Raw genomic sequence first — 25,743 nt, forward strand, 5'->3', positions numbered from 1 at the left:
GGCATCCGTCCGAAGTCCGCGCCCCACGGGGCACGTCACCCATGGTTGACTGCCCAGCGTGACCGTTCCCTCAACTCCCCAGGAGCCCAGCGCCTTCGTACGGCGCCTGCGGGCGGGTGAACAGCTGCCCCTGCCCGCCGACTCGGTGACCGCATGGGAGACCTTCCCCTTCGAGGGCGACCTCCGGGTCAAGCCCTTGCAGCCCCCCGTCCTCCCCGAGCCCGCCCGCTCCGGCGAGGACGGGCCCGAGGAGTGCCCCACCTGCCGCAAGCCCGTGACGGAAGCCCTCTGGTCCGACGACCACTGGCGGCTCGACGCGGTCGGCACCGAGTCCCGCCTCCCGGCGGTGGTGATGCTGCAACCGCGCGGCCACTACGACCTGACGGACCTGCCCGCCGAACGCGCGGCCGAGCTCGGCCCCCTGCTCCAGCGGGCGGAGCGGGCGGTACGCAGCCTCGACGGCGTCGCCCGCGTCCACGTCAACCGGTGGGGCGACGGAGCCGCCCACCTGCACTTCTGGCTGCTCGCCCGGCCCGCGGGGCTGATGCAGCTGCGGGGAACCTTCCTTCCGGTCTGGGAAGAACTCCTGCCGCCCCTCCCGGACGAGGAACGCCGACAGGCCCACCGGCGAATCGCCGCAGCCCTCGCCGCTGAAGGCGGCACGGCCCACAACCTCCCCTGACGTGGGGCACCCGGATACCGCCGACGTGCCGTCCGGTGTCCTCGTCCGCGCCCGCCCGGTTGATCATTGCCCGCCCTGTCCGTGAGGCTGGGGGGACGACACAGTCAAGGGAAGGTCCGGACGTGATCAGCATCCCGACACACACGCTCAACGACGGTACGAAGATCCCGGCCATCGGCCTGGGCACCTGGCCGATGGACGACGCCGAGGCGGAGCGGGCGGTCGCCACCGCTCTGGAGAGCGGCTACCGGCTCCTGGACACGGCGACGAACTACCGGAACGAGACCGGTGTCGGCCGTGGCGTTGCCGCCGGCGGCGTCCCGCGCGAGGAGGTCCTCGTGACGACGAAGCTGCCCGGCCGTCATCACGGCCACGAGGAGACCCTGGCCTCCTTCGAGGAGTCCCGCGCCCGTCTCGGCCTGGAGTACGTGGACCTGTACCTGATCCACTGGCCGCTCCCCCGTGTCGACAAGTACGTCGACTCGTGGAAGGCCATGATCAAGCTCCGCGAGGAGGGCCTCGTCCGGTCGATCGGGGTCTCCAACTTCACGGCCGCGCACATCGAGCGGCTGGAGAAGGAGACCGGGGTCCTGCCGTCCGTCAACCAGATCGAGCTGCACCCCCTGTTCCCGCAGGACGAATTGCGCGCCTTCCACGCCGACAAGGGCATCGTGACCGAGAGCTGGAGTCCGCTGGGCCGGGGTTCGGACCTCCTGGACGACCCGGCCGTGGCCGGCGTGGCCGAGGCGCACGGTGTCACGCCCGGCCAGGTGATCCTGCGCTGGCACATCCAGCTCGGCGCCCTGCCGATCCCGAAGTCCGGCGACCCCGAGCGGCAGCGCACGAACCTCGACGTGTTCGGTTTCGAGCTGAGCGAGGCCGAGATGGCGGCGATCGCCGACCGTGCGCAGCGGCGCCTCGGCGGGGACCCGGAGGCGCACGAGGAGTTCTGAACCGCGGTAGGGGTACCCGGGGCGCGTGAGTGAGCGACTGCGGGACTACCACGGCAAGCGGGACTTCGCACGCACCGGTGAGCCCGAGGGCCGGGAAGGGCACACCGGTGCGAATCCGCGGTTCGTCGTGCAGATCCATGACGCGAGCACCCTGCACTTCGACTTCCGCCTCCAGGTCGACGACGTGCTGAAGTCCTGGTCGGTCCCGAAGGGCCCCTCCGACCTCCCCCAGGACAAGCGGCTCGCCGTGCCCACGGAGGACCATCCGCTCGCGTACGAGGAGTTCGAGGGCGTGATCCCGCAGGACGAGTACGGCGGCGGTACCGTCATCGTCTGGGACCACGGGACCTACGAGCCCCTCAGCCACGACAAGAAGGGGCGTCCCGTCGACTTCGGCCGGTCGCTGGAGCGCGGGCACGCCACCTTCCGGCTGCACGGATCGAAACTGCACGGCACGTACGCGCTCACCCGGTTCCGTGAGGGGTCCTGGCTGCTGGTGAAGGCAGCCGAGGGGCGGGCACCGGGGCACGGCACGCCCGATCCGCGCCGGGCACGCTCGGTGCGGACCGGCCGGACCCTGGCCCAGGTCGCCGCCGAGGAGAACTGAGCCGGAAGATCCACCGAATCCCGCCCAACCGGCCTTCTGTGCCTCTATGTTCACAGCGACGTTCACCGCGACACGTCGTCGCCCAGAACACGAGCCAGGAGGCCTTCCGTATGCGCATCGCGCTCCGTACCGCCATATCCGGCGCGGTCGTCACCGCCACCGTCTTCGCCGGCGGCATCGCACAGGCGACCCCGCCCGGCCCCGGAGTGACCGGCACACTGATCGCCCAGAAGACCGTGGGCGGCACCGACTACGTCCTCAGAGAGATCACCGTCCCGCCGGGCCAGGCGACCGGCTGGCACTACCACGACGGTCTCGTCTACGGGTACGTCAAGCAGGGCACCCTCAGCCACTACCACTCCGACTGCGCCAGTGACGGCGTCTATCGGCAGGGCACCGTGGTGCGTGAGCCCGGCGGCCCGAGCGACGTCCACCTCGGCCGCAACGAAGGGACCACCCCGCTCGTCCTGGAGGTGCTGTACGTGCTCCCGCACGGCTCGCCGTACTCGCGGGACGTGCCGAACCCCGGCTGCTCCTTCGAGTGAGCGAAGTGATCAGGAGTCGGGCGGTTCCAGCGGCTGCTCGGCCCAGATCGTCTTTCCGCTGCCGGTCTGCCGGCTCCCCCAGCGCTGGGTGAGCTGGGCGACCAGCAGCAGCCCGCGGCCGCCCTCGTCGAAGGCGTGGGCGCGCCGCAGGTGCGGTGAGGTGGAACTGGCGTCGGAGACCTCGCAGATGAGGGTGCGGTCACGGATCAGCCGTAGCTGGATGGGCGGTTCGCCGTAGCGGATGGCGTTGGTGACCAGCTCGCTGACGACGAGTTCGGTGACGAACGAGGCCTCCTCCAGTCCCCAGACGGCGAGTTTCTCGGTGGCGGCCTGCCGGGCGGCGGCCACGTGCGCGGGGTCGGGCTCGACGTCCCAGGTGGCGACCCGGTCGGCGCCGAGAACCCGGGTGCGGGCCAGCAGCAGGGCCACGTCGTCACCGGGTTCCTCGGGCAGTACGGCCTTCAGGACGGTGTCGCACAGCTCGTCGAGGGTGTCCGTCTTCGCCGTGAGCGCGCGGCACAGTTCGTCGGTGGCGTGGTCGACGTCGCGGTCCCGGTCCTGGGTCAGACCGTCGGTGTAGAGGGCGACCACGGCCCCTTCGGGCAGTTCGATCTCCGTGGCCTCGAAGGGCAAGCCGCCGACGCCGAGCGGGGGCCCCGTGCTCAGGGGGACGAGGTGCGCCGTACCGTCGGGCAGGACGACGGCGGGCGGCGGGTGACCGGCGGCGGCCGTGGTGAGGCGGCGCGTGACGGGGTCGTAGACGGCGTAGAGGCAGGTGGCGCCGAGTTCGGCGACCTCGCCCCCTCCATCGGGGCCGTCGTCGGATGCGAGGTGGGTGACGAGGTCGTCGAGGTGGGTGAGGAGTTCGTCGGGCGGCAGGTCGACGTCGGCGAGGGTGCGCACGGCCGTGCACAGGCGGCCCATGGTCGCCGAGGAGGAGATGCCGTGGCCGACGACGTCACCGACGACCAGGGCGACGCGGCTGCCGGAGAGCGGAATGACGTCGAACCAGTCGCCGCCGATGCCGGCCAGCGAGCCGGAGGGCAGATAGCGGTGGGCGACCTCGACCGCGGCCTGTCCGGGCAGGCCGCGCGGCAGGAGGCTGCTCTGCAGGGCCAGTGCGGTGGTGCGTTCGCGGGCGAAACGGCGGGCGTTGTCGACGCAGACGGCGGCCCGGCTGGCGAGTTCCTCGCCGAGGACGGCGTCGTCGTCCCCGAAGTCGTCGGGGTGGGCGATGCGGACGGCGACCGCGACGCCCAGGGTGGTGCCGCGCGCCTTGAGCGGCACGGCGAGCACGGAGTGGACGCCCTTGCGGTACGAGCGGCCGGCCGGGGCGCGGGCGTTGCGCTCGGCGACCCAGCGCATGAAGTCGGGCTCGCCGGCCTGGCTGAGGGCCGCCCGCCCCTGCCGCAGGGCCCGCGCGGGCGGCGAGGAGGCAGGGTAGACGTCCGTCTCGCCGAGGCGGACGGCGGCCTCGGGGGTGCCCTCGTGGCCGGAGCCGTGGGCGACACGGCGCAGGACGACGTCGCCCTCCAGCGCGGTCGGCGGCTCGTCCGCGCCGAGCACCCAGTCGAGGAGGTCCACGCTGGCGAAGTCGGCGTACCGGGGCACGAGGAGTTCGACGAGTTCCTCGGCGGTGCGCACCACGTCCAGGGTGGTGCCGATGGCTGCGGCCGCCTCGTTGAGCAGGGCCAGCCGTCGGCGGGCCCAGTACTGGTCGCTGTTGTCGAACGCGGCCAGGGCGACACCGGTGAGCTCCTCGGAGCCTTCCTCTCGCACGGGCCACATCTCGATGGTCCAGGCGTGATCCCGGTTGAGGGCGGGTGCGCCGGTGTAGCTCTCGTAGCGGACGGGTCTGCCGGTCTCGGCGACCTGGCGCAGGCCGGCCAGGAACCCGCGGCTGTGTTCGGCGTCCTCGACCGTGTCCGAGAAGAACCGTCCGATGAGGGCTTCCTCCGGCACCCCCATGACCCGGCAGGCCACGTCGTTGAGGCGCAGGTAGTGCTGTCGGGTGTCGAAGATCGACATGGACATGACCGCCTGCTGGAAGGCCTGTCCGGCCAGGGTCGGCTCGGTGGAGCCCGGCGGCCGGGCGGTGATCACGTATCCGGCGGGGGTGCCGTCCCCGCCCAGGACGGGGCACGCCTCCACGAAACGCGTGAGAGAGGAGCCGTCGCGGTGCCGCAGTACGACAGTCCCCTTCAGCGCCGCCACAGCTGGTCCCGGCGGGTCCTCGGCGAGCAGCTCCCGTGCCGCCCGCCCCACGACCTCCTCGGCCGTACGTCCCGTCAGCCGCCGGGCGCCCTCGCTCCACCCCGTCACCCTGCCTGAGGCATCGGTGGTCGCCGTAGCGGAGACGTGCTCCATATCGTCCAGGATGGTCCCTTTGCCGGACCGCATCAACCGAAACGGTGCAACCGGGCCCGCCCGTCACTGCCGGTGTGCGCGCAGGGCTTCGAGGGCGCGGTCGGCGTGGGTGTTCATGCGCAGCTCGCTGCGGACGACCTCCAGAACCGTACGGTCCTGGGCGATGACGAAGGTGACACGTTTGGTGGGAGCCAGGGAGAAGCCTCGCTTGACACCGAAGAGCTCGCGTATCTTGCCGTCGACATCGGACAGCAGGGGCATGCCGAGGGTGTGCCGTCCGGCGAACTCCTGCTGGCGTTCGACGGTGTCGCCGCTGATGCCCACCGGCCGGGCGCCGGCCGCGGCGAACTCGGCGGCGAGGTCGCGGAAGTGGCAGGCCTCCGCGGTGCAGCCGGCGGTCAGGGCGGCGGGGTAGAAGAAGAGGACGACCGGGCCGTCGGCGAGCAGCTCGGACAGCTTGCGGCTGGTGCCGGTCTCGTCCGGCAGCTCGAAGTCCTCGACGGTGTCACCGGTCTCCATCGCCTTGCTCATCCCTGGCCCTCCCCGTTCTTCGCGATGCTGCGTGCCCACAGCACGAGCGGCAGCTGCAGCGGCAGCCGTCCGAGGGCCGCCGCCTTCAGCGGTGCGGGCCGGTGGCGCCAGTCGGCGGCCATCTTGACGTTGGCGGGGAACACCCCGACGAAGAAGGCGGCCGTGGCGAGCGCGGCGGTCCGCCGGGTCTTCGGCAGCGCCAGACCGGCGGCGAGCGCGAGCTCCACGGCACCGCTCGCGTAGGTCCAGGTCCGGGGCGTGCCGGGCAGGGCTCGCGGGATGGTGGCGTCGTACGGACGTGGTGCGGCGAAGTGGGTGACGCCCGCGGTGGCCAGCAGGCCGGCGAGCAGCAGGGGTGAGCGTGGGGACCGTGACACGGTTCCTCCTCCTGGGGGCTGCCGCGCACATTACTGGACGGTACAAGCACCTCGTGCAGCGGCCTCCGCCCTTACCGGGAACGACGGCTGTGGGTGCCCGGGGTGTAGCCGAAGGAGCGGTGGAAGACGTCGATGAAAGCGCTCGCGGAGGACCAGCCGCAGCGGTGGGCGACGGTTGTGACGGGGACGTCGTCGGCCAGCATGCGCAGGGCGTGGTAGAGCCGCGACTGAGTGCGCCACTGCGGGAAGGTCATGCCGAACTCGCCGCGGAACAGTCGGCTGAGGGTGCGTTCCGAGGCCCCGATCGCGGCGCCGAGGGCGGCCAGGGTGCGCGGGTCGGCGGGGTCGGCGTGGACGAGCGCGCAGACCTCGGCCAGGCGGGGATCGGTGGGGGTGGGCAGCAGCAGGGGCTGCTGGGGCGAGGCGCGCAGCTGGTCGCGCAGGACGGCGAGCAGGCGGTGGCGTTCGGGGCTGTCGTCGGCGGGGTCGCGGGTGTAGGCGAGGATCAGCTCGCGCAGCAGCGGGCCGACGGCGAGGACGGTAGGGGCGTCCAGACCAAGTGGGTTGTCGTCGGCGGGGAGGCCGACCAGGTGCAGGTCGAGCCGGCCGTGGGCGCGGTGGGAGTGGGCGGTGCCCGCGGGAACCCAGATGGCGCGGGTACCGGGCGCGAACCAGGTGCCGGCATCGGTGGTGACCGCGAGGACGCCGGAGCCCGCGTAGACGATCTGGTGGTCGTCGTGCCGGTGGGCGTCGATGCGTGCGCCTGCGGCGAGGTGCTGGGCGCGCGTGGGCGCCGAAAGCGTGGGGCGAATCGCCCTTTGGCGGGTGTTCGACATCAATGGGCAGATTATCGAAAGCGGGCCAGACACGACTCCGGCGAGGCTCGTCCGGTGTCCAAGAATCGTTCCCTCACGCTGATGTCGCTCGGTCACGCCTGTGTGGACGTGTACCAGGGGGCCGTCGCCGCCCTGGTGCCCTGCTTCGTCGCCGAGCGCGCCTATTCGTACACGGCCGCGTCGGGCATCGTCCTGGCCGCGTCCCTGCTGTCGTCGGTGGTGCAGCCGCTGTTCGGCGCGTTCACCGACCGCTGGGCGATGCCGTGGCTGCTGCCGCTGAGCGCGCTGACCGCTGGGGCGGGGGTCGCGCTGAGCGGGGTCGTCGGCTCCTATCCGCTCACACTGGCGGCGGTCGCCGTGTCCGGAGTCGGGGTCGCTGCCTACCACCCGGAGGCCGCCAGGGCCGCGCGAACCGTCGCGTCCGGCGGCAACACGGGGATGGGGTGGTTCTCGCTCGGCGGCAACGTCGGCTTCGCCCTTGCCCCGCTGCTGGTCGCCGCCGTGATCACCACGGGCGGGCTGAACGCCTCTCCCTTGCTGGTCGTGCCGGCCATGGCGGGTGCCGCCCTGTGCGCGGCAGCGGTGCGCGCCTCCCGGGTCCGCGCGCCGGCTGGACGGCCGACCGAGAGCTCCGGAAGCGACGACTGGCCGTCGTTCCTGCGGCTCTCGGGCGCGGTGGTGTGCCGGTCGGTCGTGTTCGTCGGACTGAGCGCCTTCGTCTCGCTGTACGTCCGTGAGCGCGTCGGCGGCGGGAACGTGGCCGGTACGGCGGCGCTGTGCGTGCTCTACGCGGGCGGTGCCGTGGGCACGGTTCTCGGGGCCCGGCTCGCCGACCGGTACGGGCGCGTCGCGGTGGTGCGCCGGGCGTATGCGCTGACCGTGCTCGCCGTGGCCGGGGTGGTGCTCGTCCCCGGCCCCGCCGTGTATCTGTTCGTCGCCCTCACCTCGGCCGGTCTGTACGTGCCGTTCTCCCTGCACGTCACCCTCGGCCAGGACTATCTGCCGGGGCGGGTGGGCACTGCGAGCGGGGTCACGCTGGGGCTGACGGTGAGCGTCGGCGGGCTGGCCGCCCCGGCGCTCGGGGCGCTGGCCGACACCACGTCGTTGCGGACCGCGCTGGTGCCGCTGATCGTCCTGCCCGCGCTGGGCGGCCTGCTGCTGCGCGGGCTTCGCGAGCCCGCACCGGTGCGACAGTCCGCTCCGCGCCTTCCGGTGCGATGACCGTCAGGCGGTCCCGGCCGGTGTCGGCTCCTCGCTGTCGTCCTCGATCGCGTGGGAGAGGAAGTCGTCCACCATGCGATGGAAGAGCCCGGCCAGCTGCCGAAGCTCCTCGGGCGACCACTCCGCCAGGGCCATCTGCATACCGCGGGCGCCGGCGTCGCGGATGCGGTCGATCGCCTGCTGACCGGTCTCGGTGAGCTGGATGCGCTGGGCGCGCCGGTCGTCGGGGTCGGGGACGCGCGTGACATAACCCGACTTCTGCAGCTGCTGGACGGTGCGGGTGACGTGGGAGGCCTCCACACCCAGTCGGTTGGCCAGCTCCCCCGGGCGCATCGGTTCGGTGTCGGCGACCTGCCGCAGCAGCGCCACGGCGGCACGGTCCAGCGGCACCTCGGCCAGGGACATCAGCCGGTCGTGCTGCCGGGCCCGGGTGCTCAGGTAGGTGATGCGGGTGAGCGCCCGCTCGATCTCGATGACTTCCGGGGACGCGGGGACGTCGGGGAGCGGCTGTGAGGACATACTCGCCAGTTTACCATCTTGTTGCGTAACTCAAGTAATCTGCGACAGGCGATGAGCGAGGGCACTGGAGGCCGGCAGCCGACCAGCTGCCGGCCTCCCCCGGAACACTCAGACGTCGGCCGCCGGGACCCCGGTCGGCACGGTCGCGTGCCAGGCCGCCCCGGTAGCGATGGCCTGCCGCCACCGCCGGATCGCCTTGGGCGGCATGCCCACCGCGAGGGCACCGCTGACGCGGTCGCCGGTGCGGTACCCCGCGACGAACCGGCGCTGCGCCAAGTCGCCCTCCACGACGGCGACTTCGTCGTGGCCGCGCAGGAAGCCGTACGCCTGGATCTTCATGTCGTACTGATCGGACCAGAAGTACGGCACGGGCGCGAACGGCTTGCGCGCCCCCTCGGCGCCGAGCAGGTTGCGGGCGGCCGCCATGCCCTGCTCGGCCGCGTTGGTGCGGTGCTCGATGCGCATCGAGGTGCTGAACAGCGGGTTGTACCAGCGGGCGACGTCGCCGGCCGCGTACACGTTCTTCGCGGCCTCGCAGTACTGGTCGCAGACCAGCCCGTCACCCACCGTGAGCCCGCTGCCCTCCAGCCACTCGGTGTTGGGCAGCGAGCCGATGGCCACGAGCACCTCGTCCGCCTCGATCTCCTCGCCACCGGAGAGCCGGACACCGTCCTCGGTCACCTCGGTCACGGTCACCCCGCAGCGCAGGCCGACGCCCCGGTCCACATGGACCTGGGCCAGCATCCGCCCGACCTCCGTCCCCACCGCGTGCGCCAGCGGCACCGCGGCGGGTTCGAGGACGGTCACCTCGGCACCGAGGCGCCGGGCGACCGCGGCGGCCTCCGCACCGAGGAAACCGGCGCCCACCACGACCAGTCGCCGTCCTGCGCTCAGCCGCTCCCGCAGCATGAGCGCGTCGTCCAGGGTGCGCAGCACATGCGCGCCCTCACCGGGCAGGCGGCGCGGCCGTACCCCGGTGGCGATGATCAGTCCGTCGTACGGCACCTCGGAGCCGTCGCCCAACTCCACTGTGCGGGAGACGAGTTCGAGGCCCGTCGCCTCGACACCGAGCCGCAGGTCGAGGTCGAGGGCGGCGAGGTCGGCGGAGGTGCGCAGGGCGAGCCGGTCCCGCTCCCACTCCGCTGCGAGGACCTGCTTGGACAACGGCGGTCGGTCGTAGGGAGGTTCGGGCTCCTCGCCGACGAGGGTGATCGTGCCGTCGTACCCCTCGCGGCGCAGTGTCTCGGCCGCCGAGAGCCCGGCGGCCGAGGCGCCGACGACGGCGATCCGCCTCACGCCCCGACCAGCCGGATCGCCGCAGCCGGACAGACCGCGACGGCCTCCTTGACGTCGTCGATCTGGTCGTCGCCGACCTGTTCCGTCAGGAGGATCGCGATGCCGTCGTCGTCCTGGTCGAACACGTCCATGGCGGCGACCACACACTGCCCGGAGGCGACGCACTTGTCGGCTTCCAGTTCCACCTTCATGGGATTCCCCTTGTCTGTCTCGCGGTTGTCGTCGGTGGGCGGGAGCCGCTACCAGGTCACCGGCAGTTCGTGGATGCCGTAGATGAACGCGTCGTGCTTGAACTTCACGTCCTCCAGGGCGCAGGCGAGCCTGAGGGTGGGGATGCGCCGGTAGAGGGTGCCGTAGACGACCTGGAGCTCCATGCGGGCCAGCGGCTGACCGAGGCACTGGTGGACGCCGAAGCCGAACGCGACGTGGCGGCGGGCGTCGCGGGTGATGTCGAGGCGGTCGGGGGCCTCGAACACCTCGGGGTCGCGGTTGCCGATCTCGTTGACCATGATCACGCCCTCGCCGGCCCTGATGACCTGCCCGGCGATCTCCATGTCCGCGGTGACCGCGCGCCGGCGTCCCAGGTGCGTGATGTGGAGGTAGCGCAGCAGTTCCTCGACCGCCGAGGCGACGAGCCTGGGGTCGTCCGTGTCGCGCAACAGAGCGAGCTGGTCGGGGTGTTCGAGGAGGGCGGCGGTGCCGAGCGTGATCATGTTCGCGGTGGTCTCGTGGCCCGCGATCAGCAGGAGCAGGGCCATCTCCGTGGCCTGCCCGTGCGTCAGCTCCCCTGCGGCGACACGCCCGGCGATGCCCGACAGGAGGTCGTCCTTCGGGTCGGTGAGGCGCCGGGCGATCTGACCGGCCAGATAGCCGGCGATCTCCCGGGTCGCGGCGCCGCGTTCCTCGGGGGTCGCGGTCGTGCGGACCATCGTCCTGGTGTTGTCCTGGAACATCGCGTGGTCGTCGTAGGGCACGCCGAGCAGTTCGCAGATGACCAGCGACGGGACCGGCAGGGCGAACGCTTCGACGAGGTCGACGGGACCGGGACCTGACAGCATGTCGTCGATCAGGCCGTCCACGATCCGCTGCACGGCGGGCCTGAGGGCCTCGACCTTCCTGATGGCGAACGGTGCCGTCACCATCCGGCGCAACCGGGCGTGTTCGGGGTCGTCCATCATGATGAAGCTGAGCTTGCCCTCGCCGGCCTCGGCACTGGTCTTGGTCGGATAGCCGGGCCGATCGGTGTCGGCGCTGACCCGGGGATCGCCCAGGACGGCCCGCTGCTCGGCGTAGCGGGTCACGAGCCAGGGCTCGCTGCCGTCCCACAGGCGCACCTTCACGAGCGGCCCCTGCTCCTGGAGCTCCTTGAGGCCGGGCGGCGGGTCGAAGGGACAGCCGGAGGCACGCGGCATGGGGAACTCGGGGGCGGTGCCCGCGACGTCGTGCGCGGGACCGGCCACGGTTTCGGCCATGGTTCTCCTCGGTGGTGGGGGGCTCTGCCCGAGAGGGCGGAGCGCCGGGGCGAAGTGGTCGAGGCCTCGATGAACACATGCAAACAGACCGGGCTGACGTCATCCCGCCAGTGACCTGACGGGAAGCTGACGTGACCTGGATCACGCACCCGCCGTGCCATCAACTGTCCCCATTCACAAGGCTGTTGTGCGCAGATGGGGTGTTCTGGAGGCCCGCTACCCACCCTTTGCAGCCGAACCCTCACGCCTCCACGTCGGCGCGTCCCAGCCAGTAGCCGAAGCCACGCCGGGTGTGGATGAGCTCGGGAGCCTCCTGGTCCACCTTGCGCCGCAGCCGGGAGACGAGCTGTTCGATCGCATTGTCCCCGCGGTGGTCGCCCCAGACGTACCGGCCGATCTGCTCCTTGGACAGCACCCGGTGGGCGTTGACCAGGAGGTGACGCAGCAGCCGGTACTCGGCGGGGGTGAGATCGAGGCCGCGCGGTCCGCGACGGGCCTCGCACAGGGTGTCGTCCAGCACGAGGTCGCGGTAACAGAGGGCGCCACTCCGGGCGGGCCCCGCCCCGGTGCCGCGCAGCAGGACCTGCACTCTGGCCAGGAGGTCGGCCACGCGGAGCGGCTTGGTGACGTAGTCCCGCTCCCCGAGGCCCAGTTCGGGCACGATCCGGTCCAGGGACTCGTAGTCGATCAGCAGGAGCACCGGCGGGCGGCGGACCAACGTCGGCCGGTGGCGGCCCAGTCCGGCCAGGTCCGGCAGGTTCGCGTCGACGACCACCAGATCGAACCGCTCCCGGGTCAGCCGCGCCAGACCTTCGGCGGCAGCGGCGACGGCGACGATCCGGTAGCCCGCCAACTCCAGTGTGGTGGAGAGCAGTTCGGCGGCATCCGAGTCGCCCGCGACGATCAGGAGGCGCTGACCGGCACCGCGGGCGAGTGCCGGTCTCTCGCTGGAACTGCCGTGCATGGACGAGACCGTTCGTCGGAGGGGGTCGCCCGACCACTCTAGCGCCTTCGTTGCCTAACTCAAGCAATGCCCTCCCCCCGGCCCGGCTCCTCTACCGGGTCGGAGTGACCGGAGCCGTCCACATGGCGACCACGACATCACCGAGACCGGTGGCGGCGTCGTGCCAGTTGGCGCGGGGCGTCGGGGTGTTCTCGGCAAGGGCCCGCTCCCGGTCGGCGGCCATGTGCACGATCAGATGGCGGGCCATCTCGGCGCGCTCGGCCCGGACGTCGGCGGGCAGTTCGGGCAGACAACGGTTCAGGCCCTCGACGATCTGCCGGAGCGACGGCGAGGACATGGACTCCTCGACCATGATCTGCTGGAGCACCGGGTCGGTCATGACCTGGGCGCAGAAGCGGGCGAACCAGGTGGGGCTGCCCAGCGCGGCGAGATGTTCGGGCACCGGCCGGACCAGGCAGTCCACCCAGTCGCGTACGTCCGTGGAGCCGCGGGCCCCGGCCAGCAGCCGGGCGCGGATCTCCTCGATACGGGTGTGATGCTTGCGGGCGATCGCCCGGACCAGGTCGGCCTTGGTGCCGAAGTGGTAGCCGACCGCGGCGTTGTTTCCCTGTCCCGCGGCCTCGCTGACCTGACGGTTGGACACCGCGAGGACACCGCGCTCGGCGAAGAGCCGCTCGGCCGCGGTCAGGATCAGCTCCCGGGTCGCGCTGACCTGTTCCTCGCGTACCGTCCTGCCCGCCATGCCCACCACCGCACCGGGACTTCGCCGAGCTCTCCGACGGCCAGTCCCTCGAGCCGCCCGAGGCCCGCCGGCGGTGCGGCGGGTTCCAGTGCCGGAAGCCTACGCAACAGCACGCCGAGAACGATGCGCAGGACCGCTCGGTCCCCTCGGAGGCTCCAGTACCGGGCCGGTAAGATAAGTCAAGCACCTGACTTAATTTTTGGGCCCAGCTCTCTGCCCCGCTCCCCTGCCCTGGAGGCTCTTTCATGTCCGACGCTCCCGCCAGATCCGCCGACACGGGCGGCGCTGCGGCCGCGCCGCGGCCGAACGCCGTGGTGGCGGTGCTGGCCTTCGCCGGAATCGTCGTCTCGCTGATGCAGACCCTGGTGATCCCGATCGTGCCGGAACTGCCCAGACTGCTGGACGCCCCGGCCTCGGACACCGCGTGGGCGGTCACCGCGACCCTGCTCGCGGCGGCCGTGGCCACCCCGGTCGTCGGGCGGCTCGGCGACATGTTCGGCAAGCGCCGGATGCTGCTGGTCAGCGTGGTGATGCTGGTGGTCGGATCGGTGGTCTGCGGACTCAGCGACGCCCTGGTCCCGATGATCGTCGGCCGTGCCCTGCAGGGCCTGTCCTCCGGTGTCATCCCGCTCGGCATCAGCATCATGCGCGACGAACTGCCCGCCGAGCGCCTGGCCGGGGCCACCGCGCTGATGAGTGCCTCCCTCGGCGTCGGCGGCGCCCTGGGCCTGCCGACCGCCGCGCTGATCGCGGACAACTTCGACTGGCACGTCCTGTTCTGGGCCTCGGCCACGATGGGCGCGACAGCCCTCGTCCTCGTCCTGGCGTTCGTTCCGGAGTCCCGGGTGCGCACCGGCGGCCGCTTCGACGCGGTCGGCGCGGTGGGCATGGCGGTCGGCCTGGTCTCCCTCCTGCTGGCCATCTCCAAGGGTGCCGACTGGGGCTGGACCAGCGGCACCACGCTCGGCCTGTTCGCCGCGGCCGTGATCGTCCTGCTGGCCTGGGGCCTGTTCGAACTGCGCACCGCCCAGCCGCTGGTGGACCTGCGCACCACCGCCCGACGTCAGGTGCTGTTCACCAACCTCGCCTCGATCGCGGTCGGTTTCTCGATGTTCGCGATGTCGCTCGTGCTCCCGCAGCTGCTCCAGTTGCCCACTCGGACGGGCTACGGCCTGGGCAGGTCCCTGCTGACCGCCGGCCTGGTCATGGCCCCGTCCGGCCTGGTGATGATGGCCCTGGCCCCGGTCTCGGCGGCGGTCTCCAAGGCCAAGGGCCCGAAGGTGACGCTGATGATCGGCGCGCTGATCGTGGCCTGCGGGTACGGCCTGAACATCGTGCTGATGTCCGAGGTCTGGCACCTGGTACTGGTCTCCTCCGTGATCGGCGCCGGCATCGGGTTCACGTACGGCTCCATGCCCGCGCTCATCATGGGCGCCGTACCCGCGTCCGAGACGGCGGCGGCGAACAGCCTGAACACCCTGATGCGGTCCATCGGCACATCCTGCGCGAGTGCCATCGCCGGTGTCGTGCTGGCCCAGATGACCATCGACCTGGGCGGATACGCGCTGCCGTCCGAGAACGGCTTCAAGACCGTCATGGCGATCGGCGCGGGCGCCGCGCTCCTGGCCTTCGCCATCGCCTCCTTCATCCCGCGCCCGCGCGCCGCAGTTCCGGCGGCGCCCCCCGCGCCGGCGGCCGCGGAGACCTCGGCCGGAACGCCCTCGGGACGCTGACGCCCCCGCCTGGTGGCCGCCGGCCGGCGGCCACCAGTCCTGCCCGAGGAGGACCCGCCCCTGGCGCGTACTGCGTTCTCAGTACGCGTGATGGTCGGCGGTGGTACGACGACGAACGGACCGGGTTGCGCAAGAATGGCGATCCGGACCGTGGAGATGGGGATGCGTGGCCCCCTCGGCCTGGACGGGGCGCGGCGGCATGTCCGTACGGTCGTCGCGGTGACGACCGCGCTGCGACCGCCCGCGTCCCTGTCCGGCGGCGAGGGCCGTCCCGGCATCGACCGGCCGGACGCGGTGGGTCGGTCTCCGCTGTCCCGGTCCCCCATCGTCTCGGCACATCAAGATCGGACCCCATGACCATCCGCGTACTGCTCGCCGACGACCAGGCCCTGTTGCGGGCCACCTTCCGGATCCTCATCGACTCGTGCGACGACATGGAGGTGGTCGCGGAGGCCACCGACGGCGCCGCGGCGGTCGACCTCGCGCGCGTCCATCGCCCCGACGTGATCCTGATGGACATCCGCATGCCGGAAACCGACGGCCTGGCCGCCACGTCCGTGATCTGCGCGGACTCCGAGCTGTCCGACACGCGGGTGCTGATCCTGACCACGTTCGAGATCGACGAGTACGTCGCGCAGGCGCTGCGGTCCGGCGCCAGCGGCTTCCTCGGCAAGGACGTCACCGCGGAGGCCCTGCTCGCCGGCATCCGCACCGTGGCGGCCGGCGACTCCCTGCTCTCCCCCGGCGCCACCCGCACCCTGATCACCCGCTTCCTCTCCGCTCCGGGCCTGGGCACCCGGCTCGCGGCAGCCGACGACCTGAGCGGCCTCACCACCCGGGAACGGGAGGTGATGGCGTGGGTCGCCGAGGGGCACTCCAACGACGAGATCGCGCAGAAGCTCTTCGTCAGCCCCCTGACGGTGCGCACCCACGTCCACCGTGCGATGACGAAGCTGGGCGCCCGGGACCGCGCCCAGCTCGTCGTCATGGCCTACCAGTCCGGTCTGGTGCAGCCGCTGCCGCCCGAGGAGCGCTGACTGCTCACCGCTCGGAGAGCTTCTCCAGCCACTGCTGGAGCAGGGCCGACTCCGCCGCGGTGAGCGTCGGCGGCAGGTCGGCGCGCAGGCGGGCCGCCAGTGTGGCGGCAGCGACGGGCACCGGCCTGCCTTCCCGGGGCGTGTCGGGTCCGGCGGGCCAGGTCACCGCATCCAGCACCGCGTCGCGCAGCCGCTCCGAGAACTTCGTGTCCGCGTACTGCTCGGGCCTGGTCAGCATCGACAGGGCCGCCCCGACATTGGCGGACATGATCATCTGGGTGGCCAGCGTGGGCGGCACCGTCAGCCGCCCCTCGGCCGCACAACGCTCGAGGATGCCGTGCAGCAGGTCGTGCGCCTCCTGGGCCGCGGCCGGGGGCACGGTCAGCTCGGGCGAGTACATCAGGCGGTAGTGGCTGGGGTGCTCCAGCGCGAAGCGCATGTGGTTGTCCCAGCCGCTCTTCAGGTCCTCGACCGGATCCTCGCTCGGCCGCGCCTCCCGCTTGGACGCGAGATACCGCTCGAATCCCCGGTCGACCACGGCGGCCAGCAGACCGGCCTTGTCGCCGAAGAGCCGGTAGAGCATCGGCGCACCCACCCCGGCCTTCTCGCACACGGCACGCGTGGAGACATCGGCGGCCGACGCACCGGCCAGCAGCTCGGTGGCCGCTTCAAGGATCTTTTCCCTCGCATCCATGCCCCCACGGTACGGCATTCGTAGCGTTGATACGAGATGAGGGTTACCGTCGATACGATTCCATGTTATCGTCGATACGAGATGGACGTAGCAGTGCTAACAGAGGAGGGTGCAGTCATGACCACTCAGCCCCGGACGGAACAGCGTGTCGCGATCGTGACCGGCGGGTCGCGCGGTATCGGACGGCAGATCGCCCAGCAGCTCGCCGCCGACGGGTTCGCGGTCGTCGTCGGGTACGCGGGCAACAAGGACGCCGCCGACGAGGCCGTGCGCGCCATCGAGGAGGCGGGCGGCACCGCGTACGCCGCCCGCGCGGACGTCGCCGACGAGACCGAGGTCGCCGCCCTGTTCGACCAGGCGGAGGCCACGTACGGCGGTGTCGACGCGGTGGTCCACGCCGCGGGCCGGATGCCCCTCTCCCCGATCGCGGAGCTCGACCTCGCCGAGCTCGACGCCCTGTACCGCACCAACATCCGCGGCACCTTCGTCGTCGACCAGCAGGCCGCGCGCCGGCTGCGCCCGGGCGGCGCGCTCGTCAACCTCTCCAGCTCGGTCGTGGGCCTGGCCTTCCCCGGCTACGGCGCCTACGCGGCCAGCAAGGGCGCGGTCGAGGCCGTGACCCTGATCCTCGCCCGTGAGCTCCGCGGCCGTGACGTCACCGTCAACGCGGTGGCCCCCGGACCGACGGCGACCGACCTCTTCCTCGACGGCAAGGACGAGGAGACCATCGCCCGCCTGGCCGCACAGCCCCCGCTGGAGCGGCTGGGGACCCCCCAGGACATCGCCTCCGTCGTGTCGTTCCTGGTCAGCCCGGCCGGTCACTGGGTCAACGGGCAGGTGCTGCGGGCCAACGGAGGCATCATCTGACCTGCGTCTTCAGACATCCGGCCGCGCCGCCAAGTCCGCTCCCCGCCCCGGTTGTCCGACCCTCCGTTTACGATCTGCGGATGCGGCCCCACTTCACCGGCACCTCCCTGATCACCGACGACGTCCCGGCGCTCGCCGCCTTCTACGCGAGAGTCCTCGACGCGGAGGTGGAGGGCGAAGCGCCCTTCGCCCGGGTGACGGTCCCCGGCGCCGTCCTGTCCTTCTTCTCCACCCGGGGCATGGAGTCGATGGTGCCCGGTTCGACGGCCGCCGCCGCGAGCGGGAGCTTCACCGTGGAGTTCCGGGTCACCGACGTGGACGCACGCCACGAACGGCTGGCGGCCCAGGGTGTCGAGATCCTCAAGCCGCCGACCACCCAGCCGTGGGGCCGCCGGTCGGTGTGGCTGCGGGACCCGGACGGCAACATCGTGAACCTGTACCAGGAGGTCTGAGCAGCCCTCGAGCGGCGCCCGTTCAGGGGAAACCGGTGCGCGGAGCGCGTGACCGCCGGCGCTCGCGTCGACACCTCACCCGTGACCCTCCCGTTGATCCCGCCCATGCTCGCCACCGCCGGCGCCCTGCCGCCCGCCTCACAGGACGCGCGCTGGGCCTATGAGACCAAGCAGGACGGCCAGCGGGTGGTGGTCTACCTCGCCGGGCACGGCGAGGTGGTGCTGCGCGCCCGGTCCGGGGAGGAGATCACCGGTGCCTATCCCGAACTGCGGCCGCTGGGCGCTGCGCTCGGCGCCACACCCGCCGTGCTCGACGGGGAGATCCTGGCGCTGGACGAACAGGGCCGCGCGGACTTCCAGTTGCTGCAACCGCGCATGCAGTTGGCTCACTCCCCGGGCAGAGCCGCGCGCCGGGCGGCCGAAGCGCCCGTGCATCTCGTGCTGTTCGACCTGATGCACCTGGGGCGGCGCTCGCTTCTCGCCCTCCCCTACGCACAGCGGCGCGCTCGACTGGACGAACTGGAGCTCACCGGCCCGCACTGGTCGACACCCGCCGCCCTCGTCGGCCACGGCGAGCAGGCCCTGCGCGCCACTCGTGAGCACGGTCTGGAAGGCCTGGTCTGCAAGCGGCTCGACTCGGTGTACGAACCCGGGGTGCGCTCCCGCGCCTGGATCAAGATCCGCAACATGCGCAGCGAGGACGTCGTCGTGGGCGGCTGGCTGCCCGGCAAGGGCAGGCTCACGGGTCTGCCGGGCGCGGTGCTGGTCGGACAGCGGGGCGGCGGGCGGCTGCGCTACGTCGGCAACGTGGGCACCGGCTGGAGCGAGGCGGAACGGACGGAGCTCGCCTCGCTGTTGGCCGCCGCGGCGACGGACGTGTGCCCCTTCGATCCCGCGCCGCGGGTCCCGGGTGCGCGCTGGGTGCTGCCCCGGCTGGTCGGCGAGGTCCGTTACAGCACCCGTACCCGGGCGGGGTTGCTGCGTCAGCCGTCCTGGTTGCGGCTGCGGCCGGATCTCGCGCCGGAGGAGTCCTCGGCCGACCTCCCCGACTCACCTCCGTGATCCGAACTGTTGGGCCGGTCGTAACCGGAGTGACGCCTTCGACCTCTTGGCGCGGACATGAAAAGCGGAGAAGCTGAACTCCCCAGTAACCCACAGCCGTTGGGCTGCGCCCGGACCACGAGGAGGACGCAGTGGCGTCACCGTCGTTCAAGAAGCACCGCACGAGATGGTTCACCGGCCTGGCCGGCGCCGCCGCGCTCGTCGTCGCCTTCCCCTCCGCCGCGTTCGCCGCCCCGCCCAAGGCGCTGCCCGCCAACGCCGAGAGCGCCGAGTACACCTACCAGCCGGCCTTCGACTACGACACCGACGGCTGCTACTCGACGCCCGCCATCGGCCCCGACGGCACGATCAACGGCGGTCTGAACCCGACGGGTTCGCTCAGCGGCGAGTGCCATGACGCCTCGGACCTCGACAACACCAACACGTACTCGCGCTACAAGTGCAACAACGGCTGGTGCGCCTATATGTACGGCCTGTACTTCGAGAAGGACCAGGCGATAGCGAACAGCAGCATCGGCGGGCACCGGAACGACTGGGAACACGTCGTGATCTGGGTGCAGAACGGCACGATTCAGTACGTGTCGACGTCCAACCACGGTTCGTTCACGGTGAGCGCGGCCTCCGGCGTCCGCTTCGACGGCACGCACGCGAAGATCGTCTACCACAAGGACGGCGTCAGCACGCACTGCTTCCGGCTGGCCAACTCGGGTGACGAGCCGCCGGAGAACGCCAAGGGCACGTGGCAGTACCCGCCGCTGGTCGGCTGGAACGGCTACCCGTCGGGGCTGCGCGACAAGCTGAGCGCGTACGACTTCGGCAGCGCCAACTTCGGCCTCAAGGACGCCAACTTCGCGGCCCATCTGTCGTCGGCGAAGCCGTCGGGGATCTCCTTCGACCCCAACGCCTGACCCGGTGACACGATCGGGTGCGGGGGACCTAGGTCCCCCGCACCCGCGGGTTCCGTCCCGCGCCCGATCCGCGCAGGCCCGGACCCGGCATAGCGTCCCGTTCATGGACACGATCAGAACGAGCGACACGAGCGGACACCTCGAGGAGGCCCTGGACCGCGTCCACGCGTCCGGCCCGGAGCGAGAGGGCTGGCTGACCAACCACGCCCCCATGGTCGTCGAGGCACTCGCCGCGCACGGACAGGCCGGCTCCGTGCACCGGTGGCTGGACCTCTACCGGGACAAGCTGGAGGACTTCCCCGACCGCACCGCGCCGGTCACGGACGACAACTGGCCCTCGGCGCTGGGTGATCCGCGCCGGATCGCGGACTGGACCGACCATTTCTCCCGCACGCTCGCCGAGCGTCCCTGGAAGGACGTGCTCGCCGAGTGGTGGCCGCGCCTGCTGCCGGGCCTGTACGGCGGTGCCACGCACACGGTCATCCGGGTCGGCCACGCGGTCCGCGCGGTGGAGGCCGAGGAGAACGGACCCCGACTCACCGAACTCGCGCACGCGCTGGGCTACTGGGCGGCACGCCACCAGCCCGTGACGGGTCTCGTGACACTGCCGGGTGCGGCGACCGCCACGGACGCCCTGGACGCCGTACCCGCGATCGAGCCGGGGCACGTGGGGTTCCGGAACCGTCTGGCCGCCGTACGCCGACTGCCCGTGTGGGCGCAGGAGGTGACCGACCCGGACACCGCGAAGGAGCGGCTCACCGAACTCGTCCGCGCCGCGACCCACCGCTACGCCACCCACGGTCACGGCGAGCCTACGATGCTCGTCCACGCGGCCACGGCCCCCAACGCCGTGCTGCGGACCCTGGATTCCCTTCCCCGTGACCAGTGGATACCCAGCCTGCACGCGGCCTGGACGGCGTCGGCGGCGGTGACGGCGATGTACGCGCCCGTGGCACCGGTCGCCTACGCCCCTCCCGCGCACCTGACGCCCGAAGAGGTCGTGGAACGAGCCCTCGCCCACGGCGACGAGCACGTCATCAAGCTCACCGACACCGCCCTGGACATCGGCGACGAGCAGGCCCTCGCGGCCGCCCTGCGCTCGGTAGAACTCAGCGAGCCGCTCGTCTGAACCCCGCCCGGCGGACCGCGCCGACGTCACACGCGGGGGCCTCCGACCACGCTCAGGCCCGCGATGACTCCGTGCGGCCGGCCGTGGTCGGCACCACCACGGACAGCGATCCCGTGCAGCCAGACCCCGACCGCGTCCCCGTCCAGACTCCTCGCCCGACCAGGTCCAACCCACCCCAACCACCCGACGAACCAGGCGCCGACCACCGTGCCCCGCCCGGCTCACAGCCCGACCGGACCAAACTCCGCCTCCCCAGCAACCAACCCCAATCGCCCCCACAAACCCGGCGCCGCCGGCCACCGCGTCCCACGCCCCCGCTCACCACCCGCCCCCACCACACGCGCCCCCGACAACCGGCCTGAACCGCCCCACAGACCAGGCCCCGGACGCCACCGCATCCCTCACCCGGCTCACCGCCCGACCAGGCCGGGCCCTGCCACCCTCGGCATCACAACCTGACCGCCCCACAGGTCAGGCCCCGGAAACCACCGCGTCGCCGAGCGGTGTCCGCCCGTACAGCACGTGGTGGCCCTGCCGTCGTGAGCCGAGCAGACCCGCCTCGCGCAGGACCGACAGATGGGCGGAGACGGTCGAGGGGGCGAGACCGTGGCGGCGGGCCAGGTCGGTCGTCGAGGCCGGGTCCTCGAGCCCGGCCAGGATCGCCGCGCGCTGCCGTCCCAGCAGGCGTGGGAGCGCCTCCGAGGGGCGCGGCGTCTCGTCGGTGTGCAGTCCGCCCATCCCGCGCGCGGGATAGATGACCGTCGGCTGCCAGGGCCGGGCGAAGCCGCTCACCACGTCCGGCCAGACGAACACACTCGGCATGAGCAGCACGCCCCGCCCGTCGGCGAGCTGGGCGTCCGTCATGTCGCCGCGCACGGGAAGGGTGAGGCTTCCGTCGGCCCAGTCGACGTCCGGATGCAGACCGGCGAACAGCGCGTCCAGACCCGCGTCCGCCACCTGCCGGGACCGGTGGGCGATGTCGGCCTCCAGCACGGCACGATGGCGCGCCCAGTCCGGGGCGACCAGCGCCCGCCAGGCCTGTTCGGTGAGGTCGGCGAGGCGCCGCACGGCAGCGGCGGGGTCATCGAGGGCGGCCCGGCCCTGCGGCGACTCGGTGAGCCCCGGTGTGCAGGCGAGCGAGCGGGCCATCTCGGTGTGGGCCAGGGCGGGGTCGGTGGCGCGCACGCGGGCCAGCTCGTCCTCGAAGCGGGGGTACGGCTCCTCCGGCGGCGGCCCCAGGAAATCGGGGGTGTAGCCGCCGGCGAGCGGGATGAACAGCCACAGCGGGGACAGGTCGAGCCCGGCCACGGTCGGCGCGGCGCGGCGCAGCCAGGCCCGGTGGTAGCCGTGCCGGGCGGTCCGGCGCAGCATGCGCAGCGCCTCGTGGGTCTGGCACAGCGGCGAGACCGCGAACCGGCACCGTCGCAGGTCGTCGGGCCCCAGGCGCAGCGTGAGCGGCACAGCGGTTCCCCCGGCACCTGCGAGTGATTCGTCCTGTGTCGAAAGAGTAGAACCCCCGCCCTCGGCACCGCACGCTTGCCGTCCCCGACCCTCCTCCCCCGGAAGGCGTGTGCATGGGCAGCGTACGTCCGGCCCCCTGGCGCAGGGCCGCCGTCGTCGCGGCGCTGATGCTGGCGGCGTTCACCTTCAACACCACCGAGAACCTCCCGGTGGGTCTGCTGTCCCTGATGGCGGACGATCTGCGGGTCTCGCTCACGGCGGTGGGCGCGCTGGTCACCGGCTACGGCCTGGCGGTGGCCGTCGGCTCCCTGCCGCTGGCCCACGTCACCCGGTCCGTGCCGCGCCGGCATCTGATGTCCGCTCTGCTCACGGTGCTCGCGGTGGCCAGCTGGATCTCCGCGCTCACCGCCGTGTCGTACGGGCTGCTGCTGGCGGCCCGGGTAGCGACTGCGCTGGCGCAGGCGCTGTTCTGGGCGGTGATGGGGCCGGTCGCGGTCGGGCTGTTCCCGTCCGAGCGCCGCGGCCGGATCATCGGGCTGCTGTCGGTCGGCGGCTCGCTGGCCACGGTCGCCGGGGTACCGGCGGGGACCTGGCTGGGCGGGCACAGCAGCTGGCGGGTGCCGTTCGCGGTCCTCGGCGCGCTCGCCGTCGTGTCGCTGGCCGTGGTGGCCGTGCTGCTGCCGACCTCGCGACCGCAGGAGAGTCATGCGGCGTACGGGGCCGCCCCCGACCGGCGCCGGTTCGCGGTCGTGCTCACCACCACCGCGCTCTCGGTGACGGGCGCGTTCACCGGGTTCACCTACATCGTGGCCTTCCTGGACGAGGTGAGCGGGTTCGGCCAGGACGCGGTGAGCACGGTGCTCATGGCGTTCGGGGCGGCGGCGCTGGCCGGGGTCACGGTGGCCGGGCCTCTGCTGGACCGGTTTCCACGGGCCACGCTGACCGTGCCGGTGGCCGGACAGGCCGTCGCCCTGATCGGCCTGTACGCGGGCGGCAGCGGCCAGGTCGCGACCGTCGTCCTGCTGATGCTGCTGGGCGCCTCGGTGGCACCGCTGTTCATGGCGACACAGAGCCAGGTGCTGCGTGTCGCGCCGGGACGCACCGAGACCGCCCTCGCGGCCAACTCGGCCGCGTTCAACGTGGGCGTGGCCGTCGGCGCCCTGCTCGGCGGCGCGCTGCTGCCCTTGACCGGGGTCCGCGGCACGTTCCTGGCGGGCGGGCTGCTGACGGCGGTGGCGCTGGTGGTCCTGTCCTGGCCGGAGTCGGTCGTCTCACGGGCGGCGGTGGACGCACCCGAGACCGGCATCCGATGATGGCCGAATGGATCTTCACGAGGAACTGCCCGCCGCCGTCGACACCGAGGCCCTGCTCGCCCTCGCCGACTCCCACCACGCCCGCCCCGCACGGCCGTTGGGCACCAGGGAGGCCGCCGGTCACCTGGTGAAGGTGTACGCGCTGGAGGCGCCCGGCCGCACCGTCTCCGATCAGGACGCCGAGGCCGGGCTGCGGATCGCCGCGCGGCACCTCGGACTCGGTCCGCTGCGGGGTTCCCTGGGGCTCGCCGTCCTGATCGTGCATGCCGGCGGCGACGGCGACTACGTCCTGGTCCACAGCTGGATCGAGGGCGACATGGCGGATCTGGCGATCTTCACCGGCCCGGTGGGCAAGCCCGACGCGTTGCGGCCCGGCCGAGCGGGTCTCGCGCCCTGCGTGTGGGAGGCCGCCGTACTCGCGCACGAGCGGGACGCGTACTCCCGGCACGTCCTGGACGGCACCGGGTCGCTCGCCGAACGTCTCACCGCCTGGGGCGCGGACACGATCGCGGGCGACGTCCGATGAGCGAGGCCCCCAAGTCCGGCACGCCGAGCGCGCCGATCTTCCCGCGGTCGCCGAACTCGCCGCCCGGCACGCGGAGTACGAGAAGGCGGCACCGCCCCCTGACGACCTGCCCGACCGGCTGGCCGCGCTCCTCTTCGACACCGCCGCGCCCCGTCTGCGCTGCCTGGTGGCCGAACTCCCGGACGGCGCACTCGTCGGTTACGCCACCTGCTCGCCCGAACTCTCCACCTGGGAGGGCCGCGAGTACCTGCACATGGACTGCCTGTTCCTGCTGCCCGGGCACCGCGGCCTCGGACTCGGCGTCCTGCTCATGGACGCAGTGGCCGCCGAGGCCCGCACGCTGGGGCTCGGCGAAGTGCAGTGGCAGACGCCGGTCTGGAACGAAGGGGCGATCCGCTTCTACGACCGGATGGGCGCCCGCGCCAGGCAAAAGGTGCGCTACTCCCTACCCGTTGCTCCCTGAGCGTCAAACACCGAACCTCCGCAGGGTCTATCGTGTCCCGCATGTCCCTCCCGGAACTGATCCGCATCGTCTCCCGTGACTCGCCGATGGCGCTGGCTCAAGTGGAGCGTGTCAGAAGCGAGTTGACGGCCCTGTACCCCGGTGTGCGCACCGAGGTCGTACCGGTGAAGACGACCGGTGACAAGTGGATGGGTGACCTGTCCAAGGTCGAGGGCAAGGGCGCGTTCACCAAGGAGGTCGACGCGGCGCTGCTGGCAGGTGAGGCCGATCTCGCGGTGCACTGCGTGAAGGACGTGCCCGCCGACCGGCCGCTTCCGGCGGGCACCACGTTCGCGGCGTTCCTGAAGCGGGACGACATCCGCGACGCCCTGATCCACCCGGGCGGCCTCACTCTGGACGAGCTTCCGGAGGGGACCCGGATCGGCACCTCCTCGGTGCGCCGCGTGGCCCAGCTGGCCGCCACCCACCCGCACCTGGAGTGTGTGCCGTTCCGCGGCAACGCCAACCGTCGGCTGGCCAAGCTGGCGGCCGGCGAGGCGGACGCGCTGCTGCTCGCGGTCTCCGGCCTGGAGCGCATCGGCCGCGAGGACGTGATCAGCGAGATCCTCTCCCCCGAGACGATGATGCCGCCGATCGGCGCGGGCATCCTCGCGCTCCAGTGCCGGGAGGGCGACACCGAGCTGATCGACACGGTGAGCGCGCTGGGTGATCCGGACACGTTCCGGGAGGCGACCGCCGAGCGGATGTTCCTGCACGTCCTGCAGGGCCACTGCAACAGCCCGATCGCGGGGTACGCACGCGTGGACCACAGCGACGAACTTTCCCTGCGCGCCTGTGTGTTCACCCCGGACGGCAAGACGCGGCTGAACGCCCACGAATGGGCGGGCCGGCTGGATCCGGCCACGCTGGGCACCTCGGTCGCCGTGGCGCTGCTGCGTCAGGGCGCCCGCGAGATCATCGACGGCATTCCCCACTGAGCCCGGGGG

At 72.2% G+C, this 25,743-nt stretch carries 28 protein-coding genes and 1 pseudogene; 17 read left to right on the forward strand and 12 right to left on the reverse strand.

The genetic code is table 11. The annotated features are described in order from the left end of the window. The first annotated feature begins 58 nt into the window (after positions 1-58). The 4 genes from QF027_RS03310 to QF027_RS03325 all read left to right on the forward strand — a co-directional run bounded on the left by QF027_RS03310 (position 59) and on the right by QF027_RS03325 (position 2,787). The gene (locus QF027_RS03310; protein WP_307072510.1) at positions 59-682 is read left to right on the forward strand and encodes an HIT family protein; all 624 of its coding nucleotides are present in this window, start codon (positions 59-61) and stop codon (positions 680-682) included. Between the two features lie 122 nt (positions 683-804). Next, positions 805-1,635, forward strand: coding sequence for an aldo/keto reductase (locus QF027_RS03315; RefSeq protein ID WP_307072512.1), 831 nt, complete (start codon positions 805-807; stop codon positions 1,633-1,635). A 25-nt stretch (positions 1,636-1,660) separates the two neighbouring features. Further along, the gene (locus QF027_RS03320; protein WP_307072514.1) at positions 1,661-2,242 is read left to right on the forward strand and encodes a DNA polymerase ligase N-terminal domain-containing protein; all 582 of its coding nucleotides are present in this window, start codon (positions 1,661-1,663) and stop codon (positions 2,240-2,242) included. A 110-nt stretch (positions 2,243-2,352) separates the two neighbouring features. After that, entirely contained in the window at positions 2,353-2,787 is a 435-nt protein-coding gene (locus QF027_RS03325) for a cupin domain-containing protein (protein WP_306986202.1), read from the forward strand. A gap of 9 nt (positions 2,788-2,796) precedes the next feature. Here QF027_RS03325 and QF027_RS03330 read toward each other — a convergent pair whose 3' ends face one another. The 4 genes from QF027_RS03330 to QF027_RS03345 all read right to left on the reverse strand — a co-directional run bounded on the left by QF027_RS03330 (position 2,797) and on the right by QF027_RS03345 (position 6,898). Then, positions 2,797-5,154, reverse strand: coding sequence for a SpoIIE family protein phosphatase (locus tag QF027_RS03330; RefSeq protein ID WP_307072516.1), 2,358 nt, complete (start codon positions 5,152-5,154; stop codon positions 2,797-2,799). 63 nt (positions 5,155-5,217) lie between these two features. Then, positions 5,218-5,685, reverse strand: a complete 468-nt coding sequence (locus QF027_RS03335; protein ID WP_306986200.1) for a peroxiredoxin — start codon at positions 5,683-5,685, stop codon at positions 5,218-5,220. Next, positions 5,682-6,062, reverse strand: coding sequence for a DoxX family protein (locus QF027_RS03340; RefSeq protein WP_307072518.1), 381 nt, complete (start codon positions 6,060-6,062; stop codon positions 5,682-5,684). The genes QF027_RS03335 and QF027_RS03340 overlap by 4 nt, the downstream gene beginning before the upstream one ends. A gap of 71 nt (positions 6,063-6,133) precedes the next feature. Further along, the gene (locus QF027_RS03345; RefSeq protein ID WP_307072520.1) at positions 6,134-6,898 is read right to left on the reverse strand and encodes an AraC family transcriptional regulator; all 765 of its coding nucleotides are present in this window, start codon (positions 6,896-6,898) and stop codon (positions 6,134-6,136) included. A gap of 81 nt (positions 6,899-6,979) precedes the next feature. Between QF027_RS03345 and QF027_RS03350 the strand changes: the two genes are divergently transcribed. Further along, positions 6,980-8,119: an MFS transporter gene (locus QF027_RS03350; RefSeq protein WP_307082260.1), complete on the forward strand. Its 1,140-nt coding sequence runs from the start codon at positions 6,980-6,982 to the stop codon at positions 8,117-8,119. Positions 8,120-8,122: 3 nt separating this feature from the next. Here QF027_RS03350 and QF027_RS03355 read toward each other — a convergent pair whose 3' ends face one another. From QF027_RS03355 to QF027_RS03380, 6 genes are all read right to left on the reverse strand, one after another. Then, positions 8,123-8,638, reverse strand: a complete 516-nt coding sequence (locus QF027_RS03355; protein WP_306986197.1) for a MarR family winged helix-turn-helix transcriptional regulator — start codon at positions 8,636-8,638, stop codon at positions 8,123-8,125. Between the two features lie 108 nt (positions 8,639-8,746). Beyond that, positions 8,747-9,934 (reverse strand): NAD(P)/FAD-dependent oxidoreductase, encoded by a 1,188-nt coding sequence (locus QF027_RS03360; protein ID WP_307072522.1) that lies wholly within the window; start codon positions 9,932-9,934, stop codon positions 8,747-8,749. Next, positions 9,931-10,125 carry a ferredoxin gene (locus QF027_RS03365; protein ID WP_307072524.1) on the reverse strand — a complete coding sequence of 65 codons (195 nt, stop codon included), beginning with the start codon at positions 10,123-10,125 and terminating at the stop codon, positions 9,931-9,933. Before QF027_RS03365 ends, QF027_RS03360 begins: the two co-directional genes overlap by 4 nt. A 48-nt stretch (positions 10,126-10,173) precedes the next feature. Beyond that, positions 10,174-11,406: a cytochrome P450 gene (locus QF027_RS03370; protein ID WP_306986193.1), complete on the reverse strand. Its 1,233-nt coding sequence runs from the start codon at positions 11,404-11,406 to the stop codon at positions 10,174-10,176. Between the two features lie 241 nt (positions 11,407-11,647). Further along, complete coding sequence (locus QF027_RS03375) at positions 11,648-12,370, reverse strand: response regulator transcription factor (RefSeq protein ID WP_306986192.1); 723 nt, start codon at positions 12,368-12,370, stop codon at positions 11,648-11,650. A gap of 91 nt (positions 12,371-12,461) precedes the next feature. Further along, positions 12,462-13,112 carry a TetR/AcrR family transcriptional regulator gene (locus QF027_RS03380; RefSeq protein WP_306986191.1) on the reverse strand — a complete coding sequence of 217 codons (651 nt, stop codon included), beginning with the start codon at positions 13,110-13,112 and terminating at the stop codon, positions 12,462-12,464. Between the two features lie 245 nt (positions 13,113-13,357). Between QF027_RS03380 and QF027_RS03385 the strand changes: the two genes are divergently transcribed. From QF027_RS03385 to QF027_RS03395, 3 genes are all read left to right on the forward strand, one after another. Continuing rightward, a complete protein-coding gene (locus QF027_RS03385) occupies positions 13,358-14,845 on the forward strand; it encodes an MFS transporter (RefSeq protein ID WP_307072526.1) in 1,488 nt (495 codons plus the stop codon). Between the two features lie 162 nt (positions 14,846-15,007). After that, the gene (locus tag QF027_RS03390; RefSeq protein ID WP_306986189.1) at positions 15,008-15,202 is read left to right on the forward strand and encodes a hypothetical protein; all 195 of its coding nucleotides are present in this window, start codon (positions 15,008-15,010) and stop codon (positions 15,200-15,202) included. After that, positions 15,199-15,882, forward strand: a complete 684-nt coding sequence (locus tag QF027_RS03395; protein WP_306986188.1) for a response regulator — start codon at positions 15,199-15,201, stop codon at positions 15,880-15,882. The genes QF027_RS03390 and QF027_RS03395 overlap by 4 nt, the downstream gene beginning before the upstream one ends. Before the next feature lie 4 nt (positions 15,883-15,886). Here QF027_RS03395 and QF027_RS03400 read toward each other — a convergent pair whose 3' ends face one another. Continuing rightward, positions 15,887-16,576, reverse strand: a complete 690-nt coding sequence (locus tag QF027_RS03400) for a TetR/AcrR family transcriptional regulator (RefSeq protein ID WP_307072528.1) — start codon at positions 16,574-16,576, stop codon at positions 15,887-15,889. 117 nt (positions 16,577-16,693) lie between these two features. Between QF027_RS03400 and QF027_RS03405 the strand changes: the two genes are divergently transcribed. The 5 genes from QF027_RS03405 (at position 16,694) to QF027_RS03425 (ending at position 20,994) form a co-directional block, all read left to right on the forward strand. Further along, the gene (locus QF027_RS03405) at positions 16,694-17,443 is read left to right on the forward strand and encodes an SDR family oxidoreductase (protein WP_307072530.1); all 750 of its coding nucleotides are present in this window, start codon (positions 16,694-16,696) and stop codon (positions 17,441-17,443) included. An 80-nt stretch (positions 17,444-17,523) separates the two neighbouring features. Further along, positions 17,524-17,895 (forward strand): VOC family protein, encoded by a 372-nt coding sequence (locus tag QF027_RS03410; protein ID WP_307072533.1) that lies wholly within the window; start codon positions 17,524-17,526, stop codon positions 17,893-17,895. Positions 17,896-17,976: 81 nt separating this feature from the next. Further along, positions 17,977-18,957 (forward strand): non-homologous end-joining DNA ligase, encoded by a 981-nt coding sequence (ligD, locus tag QF027_RS03415; RefSeq protein WP_306986184.1) that lies wholly within the window; start codon positions 17,977-17,979, stop codon positions 18,955-18,957. A gap of 131 nt (positions 18,958-19,088) precedes the next feature. Then, the gene (locus QF027_RS03420; protein ID WP_306986183.1) at positions 19,089-19,865 is read left to right on the forward strand and encodes an NPP1 family protein; all 777 of its coding nucleotides are present in this window, start codon (positions 19,089-19,091) and stop codon (positions 19,863-19,865) included. Positions 19,866-19,968: 103 nt separating this feature from the next. After that, positions 19,969-20,994, forward strand: coding sequence for a questin oxidase family protein (locus QF027_RS03425; RefSeq protein ID WP_307072535.1), 1,026 nt, complete (start codon positions 19,969-19,971; stop codon positions 20,992-20,994). Between the two features lie 471 nt (positions 20,995-21,465). Here the strand turns inward: QF027_RS03425 and QF027_RS03430 are convergent, their stop codons facing one another. Beyond that, positions 21,466-22,455, reverse strand: coding sequence for an ArsR/SmtB family transcription factor (locus QF027_RS03430; RefSeq protein WP_307072538.1), 990 nt, complete (start codon positions 22,453-22,455; stop codon positions 21,466-21,468). Positions 22,456-22,568: 113 nt separating this feature from the next. Here QF027_RS03430 and QF027_RS03435 point away from each other — a divergent pair, with 113 nt between their 5' ends. From QF027_RS03435 to hemC, 4 genes and pseudogenes are all read left to right on the forward strand, one after another. Next, positions 22,569-23,768 carry an MFS transporter gene (locus QF027_RS03435; protein WP_307072540.1) on the forward strand — a complete coding sequence of 400 codons (1,200 nt, stop codon included), beginning with the start codon at positions 22,569-22,571 and terminating at the stop codon, positions 23,766-23,768. A gap of 7 nt (positions 23,769-23,775) precedes the next feature. Further along, entirely contained in the window at positions 23,776-24,294 is a 519-nt protein-coding gene (locus tag QF027_RS03440; RefSeq protein WP_307072542.1) for a hypothetical protein, read from the forward strand. Between the two features lie 7 nt (positions 24,295-24,301). Continuing rightward, a pseudogene (locus tag QF027_RS03445) lies at positions 24,302-24,757 on the forward strand (GNAT family N-acetyltransferase); the annotation flags it as partial. Positions 24,758-24,798: 41 nt separating this feature from the next. After that, positions 24,799-25,734 carry a hydroxymethylbilane synthase gene (hemC, locus tag QF027_RS03450; protein ID WP_059209722.1) on the forward strand — a complete coding sequence of 312 codons (936 nt, stop codon included), beginning with the start codon at positions 24,799-24,801 and terminating at the stop codon, positions 25,732-25,734. Positions 25,735-25,743: the final 9 nt, after the last annotated feature.

The organism is Streptomyces canus (assembly GCF_030816965.1).
In the GTDB taxonomy this organism is placed as follows: Bacteria; Actinomycetota; Actinomycetes; order Streptomycetales; family Streptomycetaceae; genus Streptomyces; species Streptomyces canus_E.